Consider the following 19,144-nt stretch of genomic DNA (forward strand, 5'->3'; position numbering starts at 1 on the left):
CCTTTGCCGGATAGCGTGCGTAGCGCTATCTGGCTTTTTTTTTGCAGGATGTGTTCTTCACCACGGAAGGCATGTTGTTAAGCTATTTTAATACCATTCCCAGACTGTCAAGTGCTTCCTTTACCGGGATGAACATACCGATGCCAGATGCGCCAGATATCCCTGATTGCGCCACCGCGATCACTTCACCATTTGCATCGAGCAAGGGGCCACCGCTATTGCCCTGATTAATGGCGGCGTCGCTCTGAATATAGTTTTTTTCGTTGATGACGCGTTCGGCGCTGACGATGCCTCGGGTCACTGTGCCGCTCAATTGCTCGCCAAACGGCGAACCAATTGCAAATACAACTTCGCCGACCTTGACTGGTGTTTTACGGATCGATAATTGCACCGCCGTAGCGGAAGCAGTTTTGATGAGAGCGACGTCGCGCATGGGGTCGGTGCGCACGACTTCGCCACTGATGGAGAACCCGCCAGGAAACTTGATACGTACTGATTTAGCTTCGCCGACGACGTGCTGGTTGGTTACTATATAGCCATCAAACCCGACATAAAAGCCAGAACCGGAGCCAAGCGGCCCCTCGACGGTGACAACTGAGCCCAGTAAAGCTTTGGAATTCTTGTCTATGCTTTCGCTCAAGCGTTTTCCATTGACGATATCAATTTTTTCCGTTGCCTCAACGGTTCGGACGATGTCCCGATACTGATCTATATATGCCTTATCCGAGAACGCGACATCGAGTGCGGAGTTGAACAGCGCATCGTCAAAATCTTGAGATTTGATTTTCTCTTTGGACGAAAATTTACCTTCCAAGTTATTCGTATAGACGATGCGTTTGAGTTTGTTCGAATATAACTCCAGGCGCAGTTTTACGCTGGCGGTGCCCGAGAACTCTTTGGCATTAGGTGTGCCGCAAATATCGTAGTGCAGCGCCAATAAGGTAAAGCCCACCTTGAAGTCCGCTTCCACGCCCAGCTTTTCTGCGAAAGCCGATTCTTCACCTTCAAACTTTGGATAGCCCAGCGCCACGCTACGATCCAGGAAATTTTTCCCTACGCGGATCACGTTATATTCGTCGAGGCCTTTCGTATAGATTATGTCCTGGCCATCGGAGCAAAATATTCCCAGGCCTACCTGGCCAACTGGCTGAGTCTTGTCCAGAGCACTTTTCCATAACTTGAATTCAGCCGTTTTGCGCAAATTTTCTGAGCTGACATTGATGGCTTTAGACGTTGGCGCAGCAGCAGGAACTGCCTGGACAGTGGCGCTAACCAGTAAGGCAGCACAGAGGGATAACACACGCAATTAATTACTCCTTGGAAATATTCAATAAATTGGAATTGTGCCGCATGATCGTTTCTAGCCAATCAACTGCGAATAAAAATGGCAGAAATTTCCAGGCAATTTCATCGTGCGTCAGGCTAGTTTGGTGTGAAGTGGATCTCGCAACCAAGCATAGCAAGTTTTCCCATTGGAAATCTCACGAATTATCACACTCAGCCGCCTATCCGCAGATTTGCGGCTATGTCAAAATTTTCCCATCCTGAAAAATCGACAGGATCGAGGGCACAACCTGCTCAAGTTGCTCGACCAGATCCGCATCCATGTACTTGTAGTCGTCAGGAATATCAAGCACATGCACCGGCTTGAATTCCAGCAGCCGCGTATATTCAGCTCTGAGCCGTGACTTGTGTTTTTCTTCCATGACCAGAATGACGTCGGCCCAGCGGATGTCGTCTTCGGAGACGTGGTGCCTGGCGTTGGGGCTGGTGCCGCCGGAGCGCACGTTCAAGGCCGGATGGCGGCGCCACAGGGTTTCTGCTGTCGGGCTGCGCCACTGGTTTTTGCTGCAGACGAACAGGACGTTGGTTTTTTTGTCCTGCTGGTGTTGTGGTTTCATACGGTTCCCAAATGAACAAGGGCGGCCCCCGCGTGGAGGCCGCCCCTTGGCGGTCAAACAGCAACGCTGCGAATCAGCGTCAGCTCAGGTTTTCCAGGCGAATCTTGGTGACCGTGCCATGCACCGTGGTCAGCGCCTCCATCTTGGCGATTGCCGCCGTTACATTCTTTTCCTGGGTCTGGTGCGTGAGGAAAATGATGTCGGTGCGGGTTTCGCCTTCGGCCGGTTCCTTCTGCATCATGGCGTCGATCGAGATGGTGCCGTCGGCCAGGATGCGGGTCAGGTCGGCCAGCACGCCCGGCTGGTCTTCCACGTTCATGCGCAGGTAGTAGCTGGTGGTCACTTCCGACATCGGCAGGATTTCGATGTTGGTCATGGCGTTGGGCTGGAACGCCAGGTGCGGCACGCGGTGTTCGGGATCGGCCGTGGCCAGGCGGGTGATATCGACCAGGTCGGCGATGACGGCCGAGGCGGTCGGCTCGGAGCCGGCGCCCTTGCCCGAGTACAGCGTGGCGCCGACGGCGTCGCCCTGTACCAGCACGGCGTTCATTGCGCCTTCCACGTTCGCGATCAAACGCTTGTTCGGGATCAGGGTGGGATGGACGCGCAGCTCCACGCCTTCTTTGCCATTGACGGTCGCTCGCTTGGCGATGCCCAGCAACTTGATGCGGTAGCCGAGTTGTTCGGCGTAGCGGATATCGACGGCGTTCAGTTTAGAAATGCCTTCCACGTGGGCCTTGTCGAACTGCACCGGGATGCCGAAGGCAATCGCCGACATGATGGTGGCCTTGTGGGCGGCATCGACGCCTTCGATGTCGAAGGTCGGGTCGGCTTCGGCGTAGCCCAGTTCCTGCGCTTGCTTGAGCACGGTGGCGAAGTCGAGGCCCTTGTCACGCATCTCGGACAGGATGAAATTGGTGGTGCCGTTGATGATGCCGGCCAGCCACTCGATGCGGTTGGCGGTGAGACCCTCGCGCAGCGCCTTGATGATCGGGATGCCACCGGCCACGGCCGCTTCGAACGCGACCATCACGCCCTTGGCTTGCGCAGCAGCGAAAATTTCATTGCCATGCACGGCCAGCAGCGCCTTGTTGGCGGTGACCACGTGCTTGCCATTGGCGATCGCTTGCAGCACCAAGGCCTTGGCTTCGTCGTAACCGCCGATCAGCTCGACGACGATATCGATCTCGGGATCGTTGACGATATCGAACGGGTCGGCCACGACCAAGACTCGCCCGCCGGTGCGCTCCTTGGCGCGCTCGAGGTTGCGGGCCGAAACGGCCACCACTTCGATACCACGGCCGGCGCGGCGGCGGATTTCTTCCTGATTGCGTTCAAGCACATTGAACGTACCGGAGCCGACATTGCCGACGCCTAATAAACCTACTTTGATCGGTTTCATATAAATCGTTTCTATTGATTGCGAGGTTATACGGAGGCGCCGTGGCGTTTTCTGTAGCTTTCCATGAATTTCGCCATGCGGCCAAACGCTTCCGTCATATCGTCCGAGTTGGGCAGGAACACGACGCGGAAATGGTCCGGCGCGATCCAGTTGAAGCCCGAGCCCTGGACGATCAGCACTTTTGTTTCAGCCAGCAACTCGTAAGCGAATTGCTGGTCGTCCGCAATCGGATAGATTTTCGGATCGAGTCGCGGGAACATGTACAGCGCGGCTTTCGGCTTGACACAAGTGACGCCCGGAATATCGGTCAGCAGCTTGTGGGCCAGGTCGCGTTGCTTCAACAGGCGCCCGCCCGGTCCTACCAGGTCCTGGATCGACTGGTAGCCGCCGAGCGCAGTCTGGATCGCAAACTGCCCCGGTGCGTTCGCGCACAAGCGCATCGAGGCCAGCATATTGAGGCCCTCGATGTAGTCCTTGGCATGGGATTTTTCGCCCGACACCACCATCCAGCCCGCGCGGTAGCCGCAGGCGCGGTAGTTCTTCGACAAGCCGTTGAAGGTGACGAACAGCACGTCGTCCGCCAGCGAGGCGATCGAAACGTGCTCGGCGCCGTCATATAACACCTTGTCGTAGATTTCGTCGGCGTAGATGATCAACTGGTGCTGGCGCGCCAGTTCGATAATCTCCAGCAGCAGCGACACCGGGTACAGCGCGCCGGTGGGATTATTCGGGTTGATGACGACGATGGCGCGCGTATTGGACGTGATCTTGCGGCGCATGTCTTCGATGTCCGGGTACCACTCCTGCTGCTCGTCGCACACGTAGTGCACCGGCTTGCCGCCGGACAGGCTCACAGCCGCGGTCCACAGCGGGTAGTCGGGCGCCGGCACCAGCACTTCGTCGCCGTTGTTGAGCAGCGCGTTCATCGACATCACGATCAGCTCGGACGCGCCGTTGCCCAGGTAAATGTCGTCGATGGTGACGCCGGCGATATTCTTGCCCTGGGTGTAGTGCATGATCGCCTTGCGCGGCGCAAACATGCCCTTGGAATCGGTGTAGCCGGCCGCGTTGGACAGGTTGATCTTCATGTCCTGCACGATTTCATCGGGCGGGTCGAAGCCGAACACGGCCAGGTTGCCGATGTTGAGTTTGACGATCTTGTGACCTTCCTCCTCCATCTGGCGCGCTTTTTCCGGCACCGGGCCGCGGATCTCGTAGCAGACTTCCGCCAGTTTGTTCGATTTTTGAATCGGTCGCAAAATAAAATCCTGTTCAGGTGAGGCAAAAACGCTGCGGCCTGCCAAATCGGCGCTACCGCCTTGCTGCAATGCGAAAATAACGATTGTGCCGAAAGCATCCCATTTAATCAACCTTTGAGGGGTGTCAAAGAGGTGAAAGACGGTAGAATGGCAGTCTTCCGCAGCATTCTTGCAGACATCACCATGAAGCTTCATCAAAGCGATACCCAAAAGTACCAAACCATCACCGGCTACGACCAGACCGGCGTGGAAATCAACGCCGAGCGTTATAACTACAGCCTGGTGGTGTTGCCCGAGATGGCGCCGCGCGCCTGGGACGCGCCCACCTTCGAATCTCTTACCGTAGAGCATTTCGATGTGATCGGCGCCGACGATCCCGACGTGGTCATCCTCGGCACCGGTGCGCGCCAGCGTTTCATCCACCCGCGCCTGACGGCCGCGCTCACCTTGCGCCGGATCGGCGTCGAGTGCATGGACAGCCAGGCCGCCTGCCGCACCTACAATATCCTGATGGGCGAAGGCCGCAAGGTGGCGCTGGCGCTGATCATCGACACCGCCGAGCAAGGCAACGGTTGATCTTGCTCTTGCAATTGCACCGCCCGGCCCCACATTACAGCAACATTCCAGCGCGCCGCCTTGGCGCCACGCTTACCCCAGGAGAACGTCTTTGGCTGATAGCCCATCCCCCGTGACCGATTTTTCCGCCGCCATGACGGGCGCGCAGACCTTCCAGCTGGCAGGCCGTCCGGCGCGCCACACGGTACTGTTTTTCTATCCCAAGGACAACACGCCTGGCTGCACCACCGAGAACATCGCCTTCCGCGACCTGCACGAGCAATTCCAGGCGGCCGGCACCGAAATCTACGGCGTCAGCCGCGATTCGCTGCGCTCGCACGAAAGCTTCAAAACCAAGCTGGGTCTGCCTTTCGAGCTGATCTCCGATCCCGAAGAAGCGCTGTGCGAACAGTTCGGTGTCATGAAGATGAAGCAAATGTATGGCAAGACCGTGCGCGGTATTGAGCGCAGTACGTTTGTGATTGACGCTAACGGCCAATTGGTGAAAGAATGGAGAGGCGTGAAGGTTGCAGGTCACGTTGATGAAGTGCTGGAATTCGTCGCGCGCCAGGCTTGATGCTGTAGTTGCCCAGGCCAGTGCGCAGCGGTCCGGAATTGCCTAACCGTTGCAGTACCATGCGTATTCACCAATCTTGAGTTCACACTGTCAATCAACCACCCCTCACTGGTGGCCAACCGGCCACCATGCAGTCCTACCACCGGGCGAGATGTATGCCCATCGGCAGTCTTGTTACCTGCTTTACCCAGCATCCACCCCATCCGGTCCCAACGCTTCCCGATTACGCACGGGCAAGCGCGCTGCGCCTATGGGCGGATTCCTCCAGATATTTTTCGATTGAGATCCTGATGCCACTGCCAAAATTACCTAGTAAGCCTGCGACTATACTGCCGGCAAAAGATTATCCCCAAGCCACTGCTCAGCGCCCTGTTTCCGCCATCGCGGCGGCAGCGGCTGCGGTCGTGGAAGATGTACCCGTAGCCGTTGCCGCGCGCGCGCCGAAGAAAGCGGCGCCTGTCGTCAAAGCTGTTCCAACACCCAAAGTGGCGCCGGTCGCGCCCGTTGCTGCACCGGTGGCCAAGGCGCCGGCCAAAACCACCAAGTCGAAAGCGGTGGCTGCCGTGCTGAAGGCGGCACCGGCCGTGCTGAAAGCTGCCGCCGAAGCAGTGCCCACACCAGCTCCGGTCGCCAAACTGGCGCCGGTGCCAACGCCGGCTGCAGCACCAGCGGTGGCCAAGCCGGTTGCCAAGACCAAGTCTGCGCCATCGCGCTCCAAGGTCACGCCGATTACCGCCGAAGCGCCGCATCCAACCAAGCACAAGGCCAACGAATCGGGCATCAAGTCGTCTACCAGCCGCAATGCGGACCAGGCCGGCACCACCAAGCTGTTCGTGCTCGACACCAACGTGCTGATGCACGATCCGTCGTCGCTGTTCCGCTTCGAGGAGCACGACGTCTACCTGCCGATGATGACGCTGGAAGAACTGGACAACCACAAGAAGGGCATGACGGAAGTGGCGCGCAATGCCCGCCAGGTCTCGCGCACGCTCGACGCGCTGGTCTCCAACACCGACGACGACGCCATCGAAAACGGCATCGAATTGTCCAAGCTGGGCAACAAGGACGCCAAGGGCCGCCTGTACTTCCAGACCCGCATGCAAACCGCCGACCTGCCGCTGGGTCTGCCGGTGGGCAAGGCCGACAACCAGATCCTGGCCGTGGTGCGCTCGCTCGAAGCCGATCAGCCGGGCCGCGCCATCGTGCTGGTGTCGAAAGACATCAACATGCGCATCAAGGCGCGTGCGCTGGGCTTGCCGGCCGAGGATTATTTCAACGACCACGTGATGGAAGATACCGACCTGCTGTACTCGGGCATCGTCCAGCTGCCGGACGATTTCTGGAACAAGCACGGCAAGGACCTCGAATCGTGGCAGGAGAACAAGAGCGGCCAGAGCGCCACGTTCTACCGCGTGACCGGCCCGTTCATCCCGTCGCTGCTGGTCAACCAGTTCGTGTTCCTGGAACCGAAAAACGGCGAAGCGCCGTTCTATGGTCAGGTCAAGCAACTCAATGGCAAGACTGCCGTGCTGCAAACCTTGCGCGACTTCAGCCACAACAAGAACAATGTGTGGGGCGTGACCGCGCGTAACCGCGAGCAGAACTTCGCCTTGAACTTGCTGATGAACCCGGAGTGCGACTTCGTCACCCTGCTGGGTCAGGCCGGTACCGGCAAGACCCTGCTGGCCCTGGCCGCCGGCCTGGCGCAAGTGCTGGAAACCAAGCTCTACAACGAAATCATCGTCACCCGCGTGACGGTGCCGGTCGGTGAAGACATCGGTTTCCTGCCGGGTACCGAAGAAGAAAAAATGTCGCCATGGATGGGCGCTTTCGACGACAACCTCGAAGTGCTCAACAAGTCCGATTCGGATGGCGGCGAGTGGGGCCGTGCGGCAACGCAAGACCTGATCCGTTCGCGCATCAAGATCAAGTCGCTCAACTTCATGCGCGGCCGCACCTTCGTCAACAAGTTCCTCATCATCGACGAAGCGCAGAACTTGACGCCCAAGCAGATGAAAACCCTGGTCACGCGCGCCGGTCCCGGCACCAAGATCCTGTGCCTCGGCAACATCGCCCAGATCGACACGCCGTACCTGACCGAAGGCTCGAGCGGCCTGACCTACGTGGTCGACCGCTTCAAGGGCTGGAGCCACAGCGGCCACGTCACCCTGGCGCGCGGCGAACGCTCGCGCCTGGCCGATCACGCCAGCGAAGTGCTGTAAGTTTTAAAGTACCAAGCAAAAAGCCCCTCCGGCAGCGATGCCGGCGGGGCTTTTTCATGCCTGCTGGTATTACCCGGCGATCAAGGTTGTCCCGCCGCTTTCGTGGTGGTGGCAGTGGCGCCGTCACCAATGTAGCGGTTGACGAAGCGGTACACGGTTTCGCCCCACTTGATGTTGTTGCTTTCCTTGGCCCAGCCGTGGCCCTCGCCCGTCATCACCATCCACTCCACGGTGTTGCCCTGCTTGAGCAACACGTCGCGCATTTTCTCGCCGTGGATCAGCGGCACGCGGCGGTCTTCGCTGCCGTACGCCATCAGGACCGGGGCCTTGATTTTATTGGCATTGCCGATGGCCGATACCTTGGTGAAGTAGGCCTCGTCGGTTTTCGGATCGCCGTGCATTTTCGCGCCGATGTTGTCCATCACCGGTCCCGACATGTCGGACCAGTTCACCGTGAACAGCATCTTGACGTCGGTAACGCCTACCCAGTTGATGCCGCACTTGTACAGGTCGGGGTTTTTCACCAGGCCGTACATGGTGGCATAGCCGCCGTAGCTGGCGCCGATGATGCACACGCGGTTACGATCGACCACGCCCTGCTTGACCAGGGTCTCGATGCCGTCGGTGATATCGTCCTGCATCGTCAGGCCCCATTGCTTCCAGCCGGAGACGTGGTGTTTCCAGCCGAAACCGGTGGACATGCGGAACTGCGGCTGCAGCACGGCAAACCCGCGCGAGGCCAGCATTTGCGTGATCGGATCGTAGCCGAAACCGTCGCGCGCGTGCGGGCCGCCGTGGATGTACGCCACCAGCGGCAGCGCCTTGGCCGGACGGCCTTCCGGCAGGGTCAGGTAAGCGGGAATGGTCAGGCCGTCGCGGGCCTGGTAGCGGATCACGGCCTGCTCCGACAGCTTCTTGCCGTCCAGCTCAGGCTTGACGCTGTAGAGCGGTTCGAGCGTTTTCTTGACGGTGTCGAAGTGGTACAGCTTGCTGACATTATTGGTGCTGGAGGTGGCCACTACCGCATGGTTGCCATTCCACTGGAACTGCACGCGTTCGCCCGGCAGGCTGGCGTCGAGCGTGGCCTGCAGGCGGGCGTAGTCTTCGTCGAAATAATACATTTCCGGCTTCATGCCATCCACCGATACGCCCACCACTTTCTTGCGGATTTCGTCGAAGATCAGGCCGTCCGGGATATCGGCCTCGGCGTGCTCGGCAATCAGTTCGCCGGCGGTATTGTTGGCCGAGTTCCAGATGTGCACGCCGGCCTTGTCGCGGCCATTGAAGCGCCCGGCCACGAACAAGGTCTTGTTGTCGAAGTCGAAGCCCAGCGGATTCATTTCCTTGCCTTCATCGAGGTAGGCCTTGTAGATGGCTTTCCACGGCGCTTTCTCGTCATCGCGCAGGTACACGGTCTGGATGATGCGCTTGCTGCTGTCTTCCACCGTCATCGACGATGCCACGCGGATTACCTTGTTATGGTCGAGCACCCAGCCGCTGACCGCGCCCGGATTGTTAAGGTGAGCAGCGCCATGCGGCCGTTGGTGGTGTCCAGGCGGAACACGTCGCTGGCGCCCAGGTCGGCATCGCGGCCACGTTCGTTGTTCACCACGATCAGGTCGTTACTGTCGCCGCCCACGCGCGTCAGCACCGAGACCGGCTTGTACGGCAGGTTCGAGCTCATCGCCTCCTTGATGCTGATGACCAGCTTGCGAAAACCGCTGCCGTCGCTGTTGACGGCAAACAGGCCGCCACCGGTCTGCTTTTCCTGCACTTCGTCACCGCCCTTGTTGATGCTGAACACCAGCCGGCGATTGTTGACCCAGATCGGGTTGGCCACGTTCCATTCCGGATCGGAGGCCACCACGGTCGAAGCGCGCGTGTCGAGATTGATTACCGCCAGCACGAAACGGCCGTTGCGCGGCGTGAGCACAGCCATGCTCAGGCCATCGGGCGACAGCACGGGACGGCCGCTGAATTCCGCCTTTTTAAAGAAATCGGCGATGGGGATGGATGCGTCGGCCTGCGCCACGGGGCTGTAAGCGCCACCGCCGAGCAACAAGGCGCCCAGCACGACGGGAAGGATGCGTCGGTTCAAAACTGTCTCCTCGATTCGAGAACAAAAACACTCATAAGGTCAAAGGCGCCGTCACCTCGCGGTCACGGCGCCTTTCATCCTGCCGCGATTACTTGAAGCTGTAATCGGCGGTCAACTGGAAGTAACGTCCCATCGCGCTATGCAGCGGCGCGTAGTAGTTGGCGCCGTCGTTCGGGTGGAACGGCGGTTTGCGGTCGAAGGCATTCTGGATCGCAAAGCTCAGCTTGGTGTTCTTGAAGCCGCTGTAGCTGCCGCCCAGGTTGACCACGGTGAACGAAGGAATGCCCGTGCACAGTTGCGGATAACCTTCGGTCGCCATCACGCACTCGGTGGTACGGTCCGCCACCGAAGCCATCTTGCCGACGAATACGGTGTCGGCCGACAGCGCATACGCCGCCTTCTTCCACGCCAGGCCCAGGTTGGCCTGCACCGACGGCGTGCCACGGGTGCCGGCGTACTCGATCAGGTCCGACGTTGGCGACGGCGCGTTCTTGTACGACTGCGTGTAGCTCACGTTCAGCGTTGGCGTCAGCACACCGTACTCGCCCATGTTCAGGCGGCCCGTCAGTTTCAGGTCGGCGCCGCGGATCTTGGACACGGCCACGTTGGTCAGCAACATGCGGATGTTGGTGATCTCGCCGGCGGTGGCGCCGGCGGCACGGTCGGCGGCGGTCAGCGCCGCGCGGGTGATGACGGCAGCCGGATCGTTGGCGTAGCGGTCGGGATCGGCCAGCACCTTCGACAGTTCGTACGTGCCGATTTCATCGACGCGCTTGATCTGGAAGAAGTCCAGCGTTGCCATGAACGACGGGCTTGGTTCCCACGCCACGCCCAGCGTGTAGCTCTTTGCCGTTTCCGGCTGCAGCGCCGGGTTGGCGCCGCTCTGGTACGCGCTCGAGCCGCTGCAACCGAGGATGAAGCTGGCGTTGCAGCGGGCCGGATCGCGGAACGTCAGGAACGCATTGCGCACATCGGTCGAGTTTTCCACCAGGGTCGGCGCACGGAAGCCTTCGGCATACGTGCCGCGCACCACGAACGACGACGTGGCATTCCACTTCACGCCCACTTTCGGCGTAGTCGAGTTGCCGTAGTCCGAGTAATGGTCATAGCGCACCGCCAACTGGGCTTCAACCGACGGCAACACGGGAACGGTCGACTCGGCATAGACCGACGAAATACGGCGGCTGTTCGAGAAGCCGGGCGGCAATTGCGCCTGGTGATACAGCTCGCCTTCGACTGCCAGCGGATCGGGATTGGTGGACAGCGTTTCGCGACGGAACTCGGCGCCCACCGCCAGGCCGACTGCACCGGCCGGCAGGTTGAACAGCTCGCCGGACAATTTGCCGTCGATCTGGGTCAGGCCGGACTTGAAGCCGTTCTTCGGGCTGGCCGTGATCGAATTGTAGAGCGCCTGGTTGGCCGCGCCGCCACCGAAGATGAAGGTGCCGTTGGTGTACGCATCGATGAACGGGGTGGCCAGGATGGCGCTGGTATTGCGCGAGGAAACCTTGCTGTCGGTGCGCAGCAAGGCGGTTTCCCAGTCCCAGTTCTTGAAGTCGCCCTTGGCGCCCACCAGGTAGCGGCCGAAATCGGTCGTGTTGTTCTGCCCCTGGCCCGGGAAGTCGCGCAGCGAAGCGCGCACGCGCACGGTACCATTGCCGCCGGCCAGGGTTTTACCGTCCGGTCCGATCAGTTCTTGCGGATACTGTGGGTGGGTGATCGGCAGCGCCGGGACGATCTGGCCGTTCTGGCCGGCCACCCAGTGCAGCAGGCCGGTCACGGTGGCCTTGTTGCGGTTGAACATCAGCTCGCTGAACAGGGTGGTGTTCGCGGTCGGTTGCCAAGTCAGGCGGCTGGTGATGCCGAAGCGGTCGGTCTTGCCGGCGGAATTGATCGAGCTGTCCTTGTAGTCATCGAACACGCAAGCCTGGCCCACCGACGTGGCGCCCAGTACGCTCGATGCAGGCACCAGGCGGTCGGCCGGGCAGTTCTTGTCGAGCGTGCGCGAGGTGAGCACATTGGTCGCCTTGTCGGTCCAGTAGATATTGCCCGGATACGTGTACAGCGAACGCTGGTCCTTGTAGCCGTAGGCGCGCAGGTCCTGGGTGCCCAGGTAGCCGTCGCGGTTGTACATATACATCGGGTCGCGCTGGCGTACGTCGAGGGTGACGTACGCATTGAAGTGGTCTTCGACCAGGCTGCCCTTGCCGTAGCTGACGGTGGCGCGTTTTTGCTTGCCGTCGCTGCGGCTGGACTCGCCCAGCGAGCCGCCCAGTTCCAGGCCCTCGAAGCTGTCGCGCAGGATGATGTTGACCACGCCGGCCATCGCTTCCGAACCGTAAATGGCCGAGGCGCCATCCTTAAGGATTTCGACGCGTTCGACGGCGCCGACGGGAATCGAGTTCAGGTCGACAAAGGTGGTCTGGAATTCCGGCTGCGCATACGGCGCCAGGCGGCGGCCATTGATCAGCATCAGGGTGGCCTGGCTGCCGAAACCGCGCAGGTTGAGGCCGGCGGCGCCGGCGCTGAAGCCGTTGGTGCGGTTTTCATCGATACCGCCGACGTTGGCGGAGATGGTACGCAGGACTTCGTTGAGCGACGTGGCGCCGCCACGGGTGAGTTCGTCGCGGGTGATGATTTGCACCGGCGACGCCGTTTCCACCGAAATGCGGCGCACGTTGGAGCCGGTCACATACACTTTTTGAACTGCAGGATTGCTGTCGTCGGCCGCCTTGACTTCGGCCACCGGCTGGGCTGCCAGGTTGGCGTCCTGTGCATGGGCGAATTGTGCAAGCATCGCGGTACCGGCAAAAGTGCCGATCGCCAGCCGCACCAAGATGACACTAGTTTTTTCTTTCAATAACATTGCTCTTCCCTTTTATGTGCTTTATGCAATCAATTTTTATAATGTGAACTCAACTCCAGCAATCACGACCATTACTGATAAAGTTTTGCTTACCAATAATAATTCTGCAAAAGCAAGAATATTTATTATGCAGCTGAACCAGTTGCATTTAGTTACAAATATAATTTAATGTTGCTTTTTTGCGACTATCACATATTTTTCATGGCTTATATTATTTTTTTACGAATTTAATTTTTTTAAAATATAAATAGTCAGAATTAAATTAAAAAGGTGATTTGCACCATCATGAAACGAATTCACCAATAGGGTGCACGAAGCGGTGCCTGCAGTAACTTTGGGGAGGGAGCGGAACAGCGGAAGGGAAGGCGGAAGCAGGAAGATGTAACCGAGGGAAGCGCAATCACCGCCGGCGGTCGCGGCGGTGAGGGGAAATACAGTATCAGGCTTGTTTCTGACGGCGGCGGCGTGCCAGCGCGCCTACCAGGCCCAGGCCGCCGAGCATCATGGCATAGGTTTCCGGCTCCGGTACCGGCGCCAGGGTTTGCGTGGTAAAGCTCTGGAAGGCGGCGCCATTGGCCGAGAACTGTACTTGCTGGCCGCCGTCGCAGCAGTTTTCCAGGCCGTAGAGGGTCAGCGTATGGTTGCCGGCCAGCAGCGACAGATTGCTGACTTCGAAGATCGAATTGGTGTTCACGTAGCTGTGGGCCCACCACATGTCGTTGCCGTTGAACGCCACTGCCTGGCCGTCGAGGAACAGCGCCCCGCCCTTGCCGAAATCGACGCCGGCACGGAACGAATACGTGCCGTTTGCCGTCAGGCCGAACGTGATGTCCGACTTGTAGGCCAGGTTGCTGTTGCCGGTGCCGAACAGGCCCTGGTTGGAGACGATGTCGTAACTGGTCAACACGGTCGAGCTCAGTGGCGAACCGGCAACAGCGGCTTCCACGGCGTCGCGATAGCCTTCGGCGGTGGTTTGTGCGGCAGCGGTGGACTGACCGGTCTGGAACGTGATGACGGCGGCGTTGGCGCTGCCAATGGCGGCAAATGCCACAGCAAGTGCGGCGAGCTTGAAGTTTTTCATGATTTTCCCCGTAGATTGGATGGTGTGAGCGAATTGCCTGACCAGGTACGGGGATGGGGGACCTGATGTTTAAACCGTTGAAAAAGGATAGCGCGAAGAGTTATTCATGTCAACATTTGTTACCAATATGAAAAGTGCAGTCGTAAAACTGTCACGAAAGTGCTTGAAACGGGGCCGTGACTGTACGACACTGAGACCTCCAAGTCATTGATTCTCCTGATTTTTGGACCCGGCCGAGGTGACACGATGGATATTCCAATTCTGATCCAAAAGCATGGCGGCAGCAGGTACGGCGTGACCGTACCAGACATTCCCGGTTGCACCACCAGCGGCGAAACAGTGGACCGCGCCATGAGCAACGCCACCAAGGCCATCTATGGCCACGTGGGGCAGCTGGTCGAACAGGGCAAGGCGTTCGAAATCAAGGCCTCGGAGGTGGAATACCTGTCGCGCGAGCCCAGCTACGCCGACGGCATCTGGGCCCTGGTCAGCCTCGACCTGGCGCGGCTGGACGATCCGCCGCTGGGGTGAAGGCAGCATCCGCTTGACCTTCCCACCGCTGGAAGCCTTACAGTATCATGACCCCAACCTGTAAGGAGAAACACCATGTATCAGCTACAAGTGGAAGACATGACCTGCGGCCATTGCGTCAGCGCCGTCACGCGCGCGGTGCAGGCGGTCGATGCGGCAGCCAAGGTCGAAGTCGATTTGGCCAGCAAAACGGTGCGGATCGACAGCGCCACCGAGCTGGCGCCGCTCAAGGCGGCGATTGTCGATGCCGGGTTCCCCGTCGCGAGCGCCAACTGACCATTATTTATCGAGTTTAGGGTAGTGGCGGAAGATGCCGTCTTCATTGAACGGTATCCGCCGCTTCGAGCGTAAATATGCGGCGATATTGGGCCGCGCGGCCACCGCGTCGTGCAAGGCGGCCAGCCGGGGCCACGCGTGCTCCTGGCGCGCCATCGCGTTGGGAAACGCATAGCGCAGGCCGGCCATCAGCTGGAACAGCGACAAGTCCACGTACGATAGCCGCGCCCCCACGGCAAACGCGCCGCGCCCCGGGTTGTTGGCCAGCACCTGCTCGAAGTAGCCGAGAAATTTCGGGATGCGCTCGGCGATGAAGTCTTTGGATCGCACCTTGGCCGCCTTCTTCTGGTCTTCGTAGTACAGATTGGTCGAGAGCGGGTGATGGGTATCGTGCACCTCGTTGACGATGTCGGCAATCGTCAGTTGCAGCTGGTTGGCCCACAGCCGCCCTGCTTCCGCGCGCGGCGCCAGGCCGTGGCGGGTGCCGAGAAACAGCAGGATGTTGGCAGTCTGCCCGATCAGCAGCTCGCCCGCGCGCAGCACCGGCGGCGCGAACGACGGATGCTCGCTGTGCGCAAAATCGAGGCTCGCTTGCAGCACCGGCATGCCCTTCTTCCGCCGCGCCACATCCTCGTAGGGAACGCCCGCCTCTTCCAGGGCCAGCCGCACGAATTCGCCGCGCCCTTGCAGGCCGGGCCAGTAATAGAGTTGATAGGGTGTCGTCATGCCCCGATGCTAGCACCGCGCGCAAAACCGCCGCGCCAGCTTCACGGGCATCAGTCGGAATGCCCCAGGCTTTGCAGGATCGGGCAATCGGGACGGTCGTTGCCCTGGCAGCAGCCGGCCAGCGTTTGCAGCGTATCGCGCATCTCGGTCAGCTCGGCGATGCGCTGGTTGAGTTCGGCCACGTGACCCAGCGCGATGGCTTTGACGTCCGCGCTGGCGCGCGCTTTGTTCTGCCACAGCGACAGCAGTTCGCGGATCTGTTCCAGCGAAAAGCCGAGCGTCCTGGCGCGCTTGACGAAGCGCAGTACGTGCAAATCATCGTCGCTGTACACCCGGTAGCCGGCGTCGGACCGCCGTCCTGGCGGCACCAGCGCGATGCTCTCGTAGTAGCGGATCATCTTGGCGGTGATGCCCGAGGCGGCAGCGGCTTGTCCGATATTCATGTGGCACTCCGGGGTGTGTTGGCGGGCTTCCAGCGGCGCAGCAGCAGCGCGTTACTGATCACGCTGACGGAACTGAGTGCCATGGCAGCACCGGCCACCACGGGATTGAGCAGCCCCAGCATCGCCAGCGGAATGCCCACCAGGTTGTAGATGAAGGCCCAGAACAGGTTCTGGCGGATCTTGCTGTAGCTGCGGCGCGAAATATCGATGGCGTCCGCCACCAGCGCCGGGTCGCCGCGCATCAGGGTAATGCCCGCCGCCTGCATGGCAACGTCGGTACCGGTGGACATGGCAATGCCAACATCGGCCGCCGCCAGCGCCGGCGCGTCGTTGATGCCGTCGCCCACCATCGCTACCCTGGCGCCAGCCGCCTTCAGCTGCACGATTCTAGCCACTTTATCGGCCGGCAGCAAATTGGCCACCACCGTATCGATGCCCAGCAGCTTGCCGACGGTCTGTGCGCTGCCCTGGTTGTCGCCCGTCAGCATGACGGTGGCAATGCCCAAAGCTTGCAGCCGGGCAATCGCCGCGCGGGCGCCAGGCTTGACCGGGTCGCTGAAGGCGAACAGGCCCAGCAACTGCGGTCCGCACGACAGCCAGGAGATGGTATTGCCGGCAGCTTCCAGCGCCTGCGCCTGTTCTTGCAGCGGCGCCAGGTCCACGCCCTCTTCCTGCATCAGGCGCGTGCTGCCCAGCTTCAAAGCCAGCCCATCGACCTGGGCCGCCAGCCCCCTGCCCGGCAAGGCCGCTACGCCGCCGGCCGTCAGGGGCGCCAGCTGGCGCGCCGCAGCCGCTGCCAGCACGGCCCTGGCAAGACTATGTTCGCTGCCGGCCTGGATGGCAGCCGCCAGTTGCAGCAAGCGTTCTTCGGCGATGTCATGCGCGTGGAGCGCCGCCAGCACGGGCATGCCGACCGTCAAGGTGCCGGTTTTATCGAACACCACCGTGGTGACCGCGTGCGCCACCTCCAGCGCCTCGGCGTCCTTGATCAGGATGCCGTAGCGTGCCGCCACGCCGGTGCCGGCCATGATCGCCGCCGGCGTGGCCAGGCCCAGGGCGCACGGGCAGGCAATCACCAGTACGGCCACGGCGTTGATAATCGCCGTTTCCAGGTCGCCGCTGGCAATCCACCAGCCCAGCAGCGTCAACAGCGCCAGTCCCAGCACCACTGGCACGAAGATGGCGCTCACCTTGTCCACCAGATGCTGGATCGGCGCCTTGGCCGCCTGCGCGTCTTCTACCAGCCTGATAATGCGCGCCAAGGTGGACTCCAGCCCCACGGCACTGGTACGCACCAGCAGCACGCCGGCGCCATTCATGGCGCCGCCCGTCACCTGCTCGCCCGCGTGCTTGCTCACGGGCAGGCTCTCGCCGGTGATCAGCGATTCATCGACATCGCTCGCGCCTTCGAGCACGACGCCATCAACCGGTATGCGCGTGCCCGGACGCACTACGACCAGGTCGCCCAGCCGCACCTGGGCCACCGGAACATCGTGCTCCTGGCCGTCGCGGCGCACCCGGGCCGACTCGGGGCGCAGCACTTGCAGCGCCCGGATAGCCGCAGCGGTCTGGCGCTTGGCGCGCGCTTCGAGCCACTTGCCCAGCAAGACCAGGGTGATCACGACGGCCGATGCCTCGAAATACAGGTGCGCCATGCCGCCGTGGCCGGCCAGCAGCAGGTACACGCTCAAGCCATAGGCGGCGCTAGTGCCGACGGCGACCAGCAAGTCCATATTGCCGGCGCCGGCCCGCACCGCTTTCCAGCCGGCGCGGTAAAAGCGCCAGCCGAGCAGGAATTGCACCGGCGTTGCCAGCGCCCATTGCAGCATGCCCGGCAGCGTCCAGTGCAAACCGGCCCACTCGAGCAGCATCGGCAGCATCAGGGGCAGCGACAAGGCGGCGGCCAGCAGCACTTTCCAGCCATCGCGCGCCGGGGTTGCGGCTACGGCGGCCGTGGCAGTGCTGTCATGGCTGGCGACGCTGGCCGGATAGCCGGCCTTGTCGAGGACGGCGACCAGGGCGGCGGCTTCCACACCGCTGACCTTGATGCGCGCGCTTTCGGTGGCCAGGTTGACGCTGGCGGCATGCACGCCGGGCACCTTGAGCAGCGCCTTTTCAACGCGCCCCACGCACGAGGCGCAGGTCATGCCTTCAATGTTCAGGTCGATCTCGCTGGTGACCAGTGCATAGCCGGCCTGCTCCACCGCCGCCTGCAGCGACGCCAGCGCAATCGGCGTGCTGCTGGTGACGCGCGCCGTGTCGGTGGCCAGATTGATGCTGGCGTCCACCACGCCGGGCACGCCGGCCAGCGCCTTCTCGACCCGGCCGGCACACGAAGCGCAACTCATGCCGTCGATGCCGAACGACAAGGTGTGTTGAGCGGGGTTTTGCATGTTAAAAATCCTGTATGCATGGAGAATGCATACAGGATCAACTATCCAACGATGGGAAGGTCAAGCGAAATCTAGCGCACCTCGCAATCGACGCCGCCAGACTTGTCCGGCGTGGCGGAATGGCCGCTGGCAACGGGCCCTATCGTGATGAAACTGGGCGGCGGCGTAAACTGCAAGCCCGGATTCTGCGGTATCAGGATCGGCGGCTGGCTGGCGCTTGGCGTATAGCCGAACTGGCCGGCGGCAAAATTAAGCGTGCCGCTCGGATTCCTCACCTGGATCTGTCCGTCGATCACAGACGTGTAGAGTCCTGGCGGAAGGCTAGGCACCGCCGTTTTGGGCAACGTCGCGGCCGACGGTATGGCGCCGCCGGCGCCGATATATTCGACCGTGAAATACGTGCCGCGTATGCCGATGGTGGCCACCGGTGTTTTCAGGCTGAACTTTTCCTTGTTGCGTTTGCCCAGCAAGCCCGACAGCGAGCGCAGGCCGCCCTTGACCAGGTTGAAACTGGCCCGGTCGCCGTCGGGCTGCTCGGACTGGTAGGCAAACTGCTCCACGACAAAGGTGGTGCCTGGCTTCAGGGTGATTTCGCTGTTGTCGATGAATTTCACCAAGGCATAGGTGTTCTTCTCGGTCGTTAACGTGTCGCCCGATTCCACGTCGGATTTCAGCGACAGTATCTTGACCTTGCCGTCGGCCTTTTTCGCCATCATCGGGCCGCTCAACTGCGTCACCGTGCCGGCCACCTGCGCCAGCGCGTGCAGGCTGATGCCCATCAGCACCAGCCACAGCATGGCGCCTGCCAGCATCG

Annotated in this window: 17 protein-coding genes; 5 read left to right on the forward strand and 12 right to left on the reverse strand. The window is 60.8% G+C overall.

Features of this window, described 5'->3' with window-relative positions; translation table 11 throughout:
* Positions 1–82: 82 nt before the first annotated feature.
* The 4 genes from F8197_RS08560 to F8197_RS08575 all read right to left on the reverse strand — a co-directional run bounded on the left by F8197_RS08560 (position 83) and on the right by F8197_RS08575 (position 4,562).
* Complete coding sequence (locus tag F8197_RS08560; protein WP_373996850.1) at positions 83–1,300, reverse strand: S1C family serine protease; 1,218 nt, start codon at positions 1,298–1,300, stop codon at positions 83–85.
* A 223-nt stretch (positions 1,301–1,523) separates the two neighbouring features.
* The gene (locus F8197_RS08565) at positions 1,524–1,901 is read right to left on the reverse strand and encodes a low molecular weight protein tyrosine phosphatase family protein (RefSeq protein ID WP_152881526.1); all 378 of its coding nucleotides are present in this window, start codon (positions 1,899–1,901) and stop codon (positions 1,524–1,526) included.
* Between the two features lie 79 nt (positions 1,902–1,980).
* The gene (locus F8197_RS08570; RefSeq protein WP_152881527.1) at positions 1,981–3,303 is read right to left on the reverse strand and encodes a homoserine dehydrogenase; all 1,323 of its coding nucleotides are present in this window, start codon (positions 3,301–3,303) and stop codon (positions 1,981–1,983) included.
* Positions 3,304–3,329: 26 nt separating this feature from the next.
* On the reverse strand, positions 3,330–4,562 hold the full coding sequence (locus F8197_RS08575) for a pyridoxal phosphate-dependent aminotransferase (RefSeq protein WP_152881528.1): 1,233 nt from the start codon (positions 4,560–4,562) through the stop codon (positions 3,330–3,332).
* A gap of 183 nt (positions 4,563–4,745) precedes the next feature.
* Between F8197_RS08575 and F8197_RS08580 the strand changes: the two genes are divergently transcribed.
* The 3 genes from F8197_RS08580 to F8197_RS08590 all read left to right on the forward strand — a co-directional run bounded on the left by F8197_RS08580 (position 4,746) and on the right by F8197_RS08590 (position 7,916).
* Positions 4,746–5,138, forward strand: coding sequence for an Mth938-like domain-containing protein (locus F8197_RS08580; RefSeq protein WP_152881529.1), 393 nt, complete (start codon positions 4,746–4,748; stop codon positions 5,136–5,138).
* Positions 5,139–5,229: 91 nt separating this feature from the next.
* Positions 5,230–5,694, forward strand: a complete 465-nt coding sequence (locus F8197_RS08585) for a peroxiredoxin (RefSeq protein WP_152881530.1) — start codon at positions 5,230–5,232, stop codon at positions 5,692–5,694.
* Positions 5,695–5,984: 290 nt separating this feature from the next.
* The gene (locus F8197_RS08590) at positions 5,985–7,916 is read left to right on the forward strand and encodes a PhoH family protein (RefSeq protein WP_152881531.1); all 1,932 of its coding nucleotides are present in this window, start codon (positions 5,985–5,987) and stop codon (positions 7,914–7,916) included.
* Between the two features lie 80 nt (positions 7,917–7,996).
* On the opposite strand, the gene F8197_RS29150 is transcribed toward F8197_RS08590, so the two are convergent.
* The 4 genes from F8197_RS29150 to F8197_RS08610 form a co-directional block, all read right to left on the reverse strand.
* Positions 7,997–9,406, reverse strand: coding sequence for a prolyl oligopeptidase family serine peptidase (locus F8197_RS29150; RefSeq protein ID WP_152881532.1), 1,410 nt, complete (start codon positions 9,404–9,406; stop codon positions 7,997–7,999).
* Complete coding sequence (locus tag F8197_RS08600) at positions 9,385–10,014, reverse strand: hypothetical protein (RefSeq protein ID WP_152881533.1); 630 nt, start codon at positions 10,012–10,014, stop codon at positions 9,385–9,387. The genes F8197_RS29150 and F8197_RS08600 overlap by 22 nt, the downstream gene beginning before the upstream one ends.
* Before the next feature lie 88 nt (positions 10,015–10,102).
* Positions 10,103–12,880 carry a TonB-dependent receptor gene (locus F8197_RS08605; protein ID WP_152881534.1) on the reverse strand — a complete coding sequence of 926 codons (2,778 nt, stop codon included), beginning with the start codon at positions 12,878–12,880 and terminating at the stop codon, positions 10,103–10,105.
* A 439-nt stretch (positions 12,881–13,319) separates the two neighbouring features.
* The gene (locus F8197_RS08610) at positions 13,320–13,961 is read right to left on the reverse strand and encodes a CCXG family PEP-CTERM protein (RefSeq protein ID WP_152881535.1); all 642 of its coding nucleotides are present in this window, start codon (positions 13,959–13,961) and stop codon (positions 13,320–13,322) included.
* Positions 13,962–14,207: 246 nt separating this feature from the next.
* Here F8197_RS08610 and F8197_RS08615 point away from each other — a divergent pair, with 246 nt between their 5' ends.
* Positions 14,208–14,492, forward strand: coding sequence for a type II toxin-antitoxin system HicB family antitoxin (locus F8197_RS08615; RefSeq protein WP_056140282.1), 285 nt, complete (start codon positions 14,208–14,210; stop codon positions 14,490–14,492).
* A 75-nt stretch (positions 14,493–14,567) separates the two neighbouring features.
* On the forward strand, positions 14,568–14,768 hold the full coding sequence (locus F8197_RS08620) for a heavy-metal-associated domain-containing protein (protein ID WP_152881536.1): 201 nt from the start codon (positions 14,568–14,570) through the stop codon (positions 14,766–14,768).
* 3 nt (positions 14,769–14,771) lie between these two features.
* Here the strand turns inward: F8197_RS08620 and F8197_RS08625 are convergent, their stop codons facing one another.
* The 4 genes from F8197_RS08625 to F8197_RS08640 form a co-directional block, all read right to left on the reverse strand.
* On the reverse strand, positions 14,772–15,494 hold the full coding sequence (locus tag F8197_RS08625; RefSeq protein ID WP_152881537.1) for a glutathione S-transferase: 723 nt from the start codon (positions 15,492–15,494) through the stop codon (positions 14,772–14,774).
* Between the two features lie 50 nt (positions 15,495–15,544).
* On the reverse strand, positions 15,545–15,937 hold the full coding sequence (gene cueR, locus F8197_RS08630; RefSeq protein ID WP_152881538.1) for a Cu(I)-responsive transcriptional regulator: 393 nt from the start codon (positions 15,935–15,937) through the stop codon (positions 15,545–15,547).
* Positions 15,934–18,330, reverse strand: a complete 2,397-nt coding sequence (locus F8197_RS08635) for a heavy metal translocating P-type ATPase (RefSeq protein WP_152881539.1) — start codon at positions 18,328–18,330, stop codon at positions 15,934–15,936. The genes cueR and F8197_RS08635 overlap by 4 nt, the downstream gene beginning before the upstream one ends.
* Positions 18,331–18,401: 71 nt before the next feature.
* Positions 18,402–19,142 carry a FecR domain-containing protein gene (locus F8197_RS08640; protein ID WP_152881540.1) on the reverse strand — a complete coding sequence of 247 codons (741 nt, stop codon included), beginning with the start codon at positions 19,140–19,142 and terminating at the stop codon, positions 18,402–18,404.
* Between the last annotated feature and the right edge of the window lie 2 nt (positions 19,143–19,144).

Origin of the sequence: Duganella sp. FT27W (genome assembly GCF_009295655.1) — a bacterium.
Taxonomy (GTDB): Bacteria; Pseudomonadota; Gammaproteobacteria; order Burkholderiales; family Burkholderiaceae_D; genus Rugamonas; species Rugamonas zoogloeoides.

Bases quoted from the DNA above. Each gene is read 5' to 3' on its own strand.
- F8197_RS08565 (WP_152881526.1), bottom strand. From the start codon at position 1,901: ATGAAACCACAACACCAGCAGGACAAAAAAACCAACGTCCTGTTCGTC.
- F8197_RS08570 (WP_152881527.1), bottom strand. From the start codon at position 3,303: ATGAAACCGATCAAAGTAGGTTTATTAGGCGTCGGCAATGTCGGCTCC.
- F8197_RS08580 (WP_152881529.1), top strand. From the start codon at position 4,746: ATGAAGCTTCATCAAAGCGATACCCAAAAGTACCAAACCATCACCGGC.
- F8197_RS08590 (WP_152881531.1), top strand. From the start codon at position 5,985: ATGCCACTGCCAAAATTACCTAGTAAGCCTGCGACTATACTGCCGGCA.
- F8197_RS08605 (WP_152881534.1), bottom strand. From the start codon at position 12,880: ATGTTATTGAAAGAAAAAACTAGTGTCATCTTGGTGCGGCTGGCGATC.
- F8197_RS08610 (WP_152881535.1), bottom strand. From the start codon at position 13,961: ATGAAAAACTTCAAGCTCGCCGCACTTGCTGTGGCATTTGCCGCCATT.
- F8197_RS08615 (WP_056140282.1), top strand. From the start codon at position 14,208: ATGGATATTCCAATTCTGATCCAAAAGCATGGCGGCAGCAGGTACGGC.
- F8197_RS08620 (WP_152881536.1), top strand. From the start codon at position 14,568: ATGTATCAGCTACAAGTGGAAGACATGACCTGCGGCCATTGCGTCAGC.
- F8197_RS08625 (WP_152881537.1), bottom strand. From the start codon at position 15,494: ATGACGACACCCTATCAACTCTATTACTGGCCCGGCCTGCAAGGGCGC.
- cueR (WP_152881538.1), bottom strand. From the start codon at position 15,937: ATGAATATCGGACAAGCCGCTGCCGCCTCGGGCATCACCGCCAAGATG.
- F8197_RS08635 (WP_152881539.1), bottom strand. From the start codon at position 18,330: ATGCAAAACCCCGCTCAACACACCTTGTCGTTCGGCATCGACGGCATG.
- F8197_RS08640 (WP_152881540.1), bottom strand. From the start codon at position 19,142: ATGCTGGCAGGCGCCATGCTGTGGCTGGTGCTGATGGGCATCAGCCTG.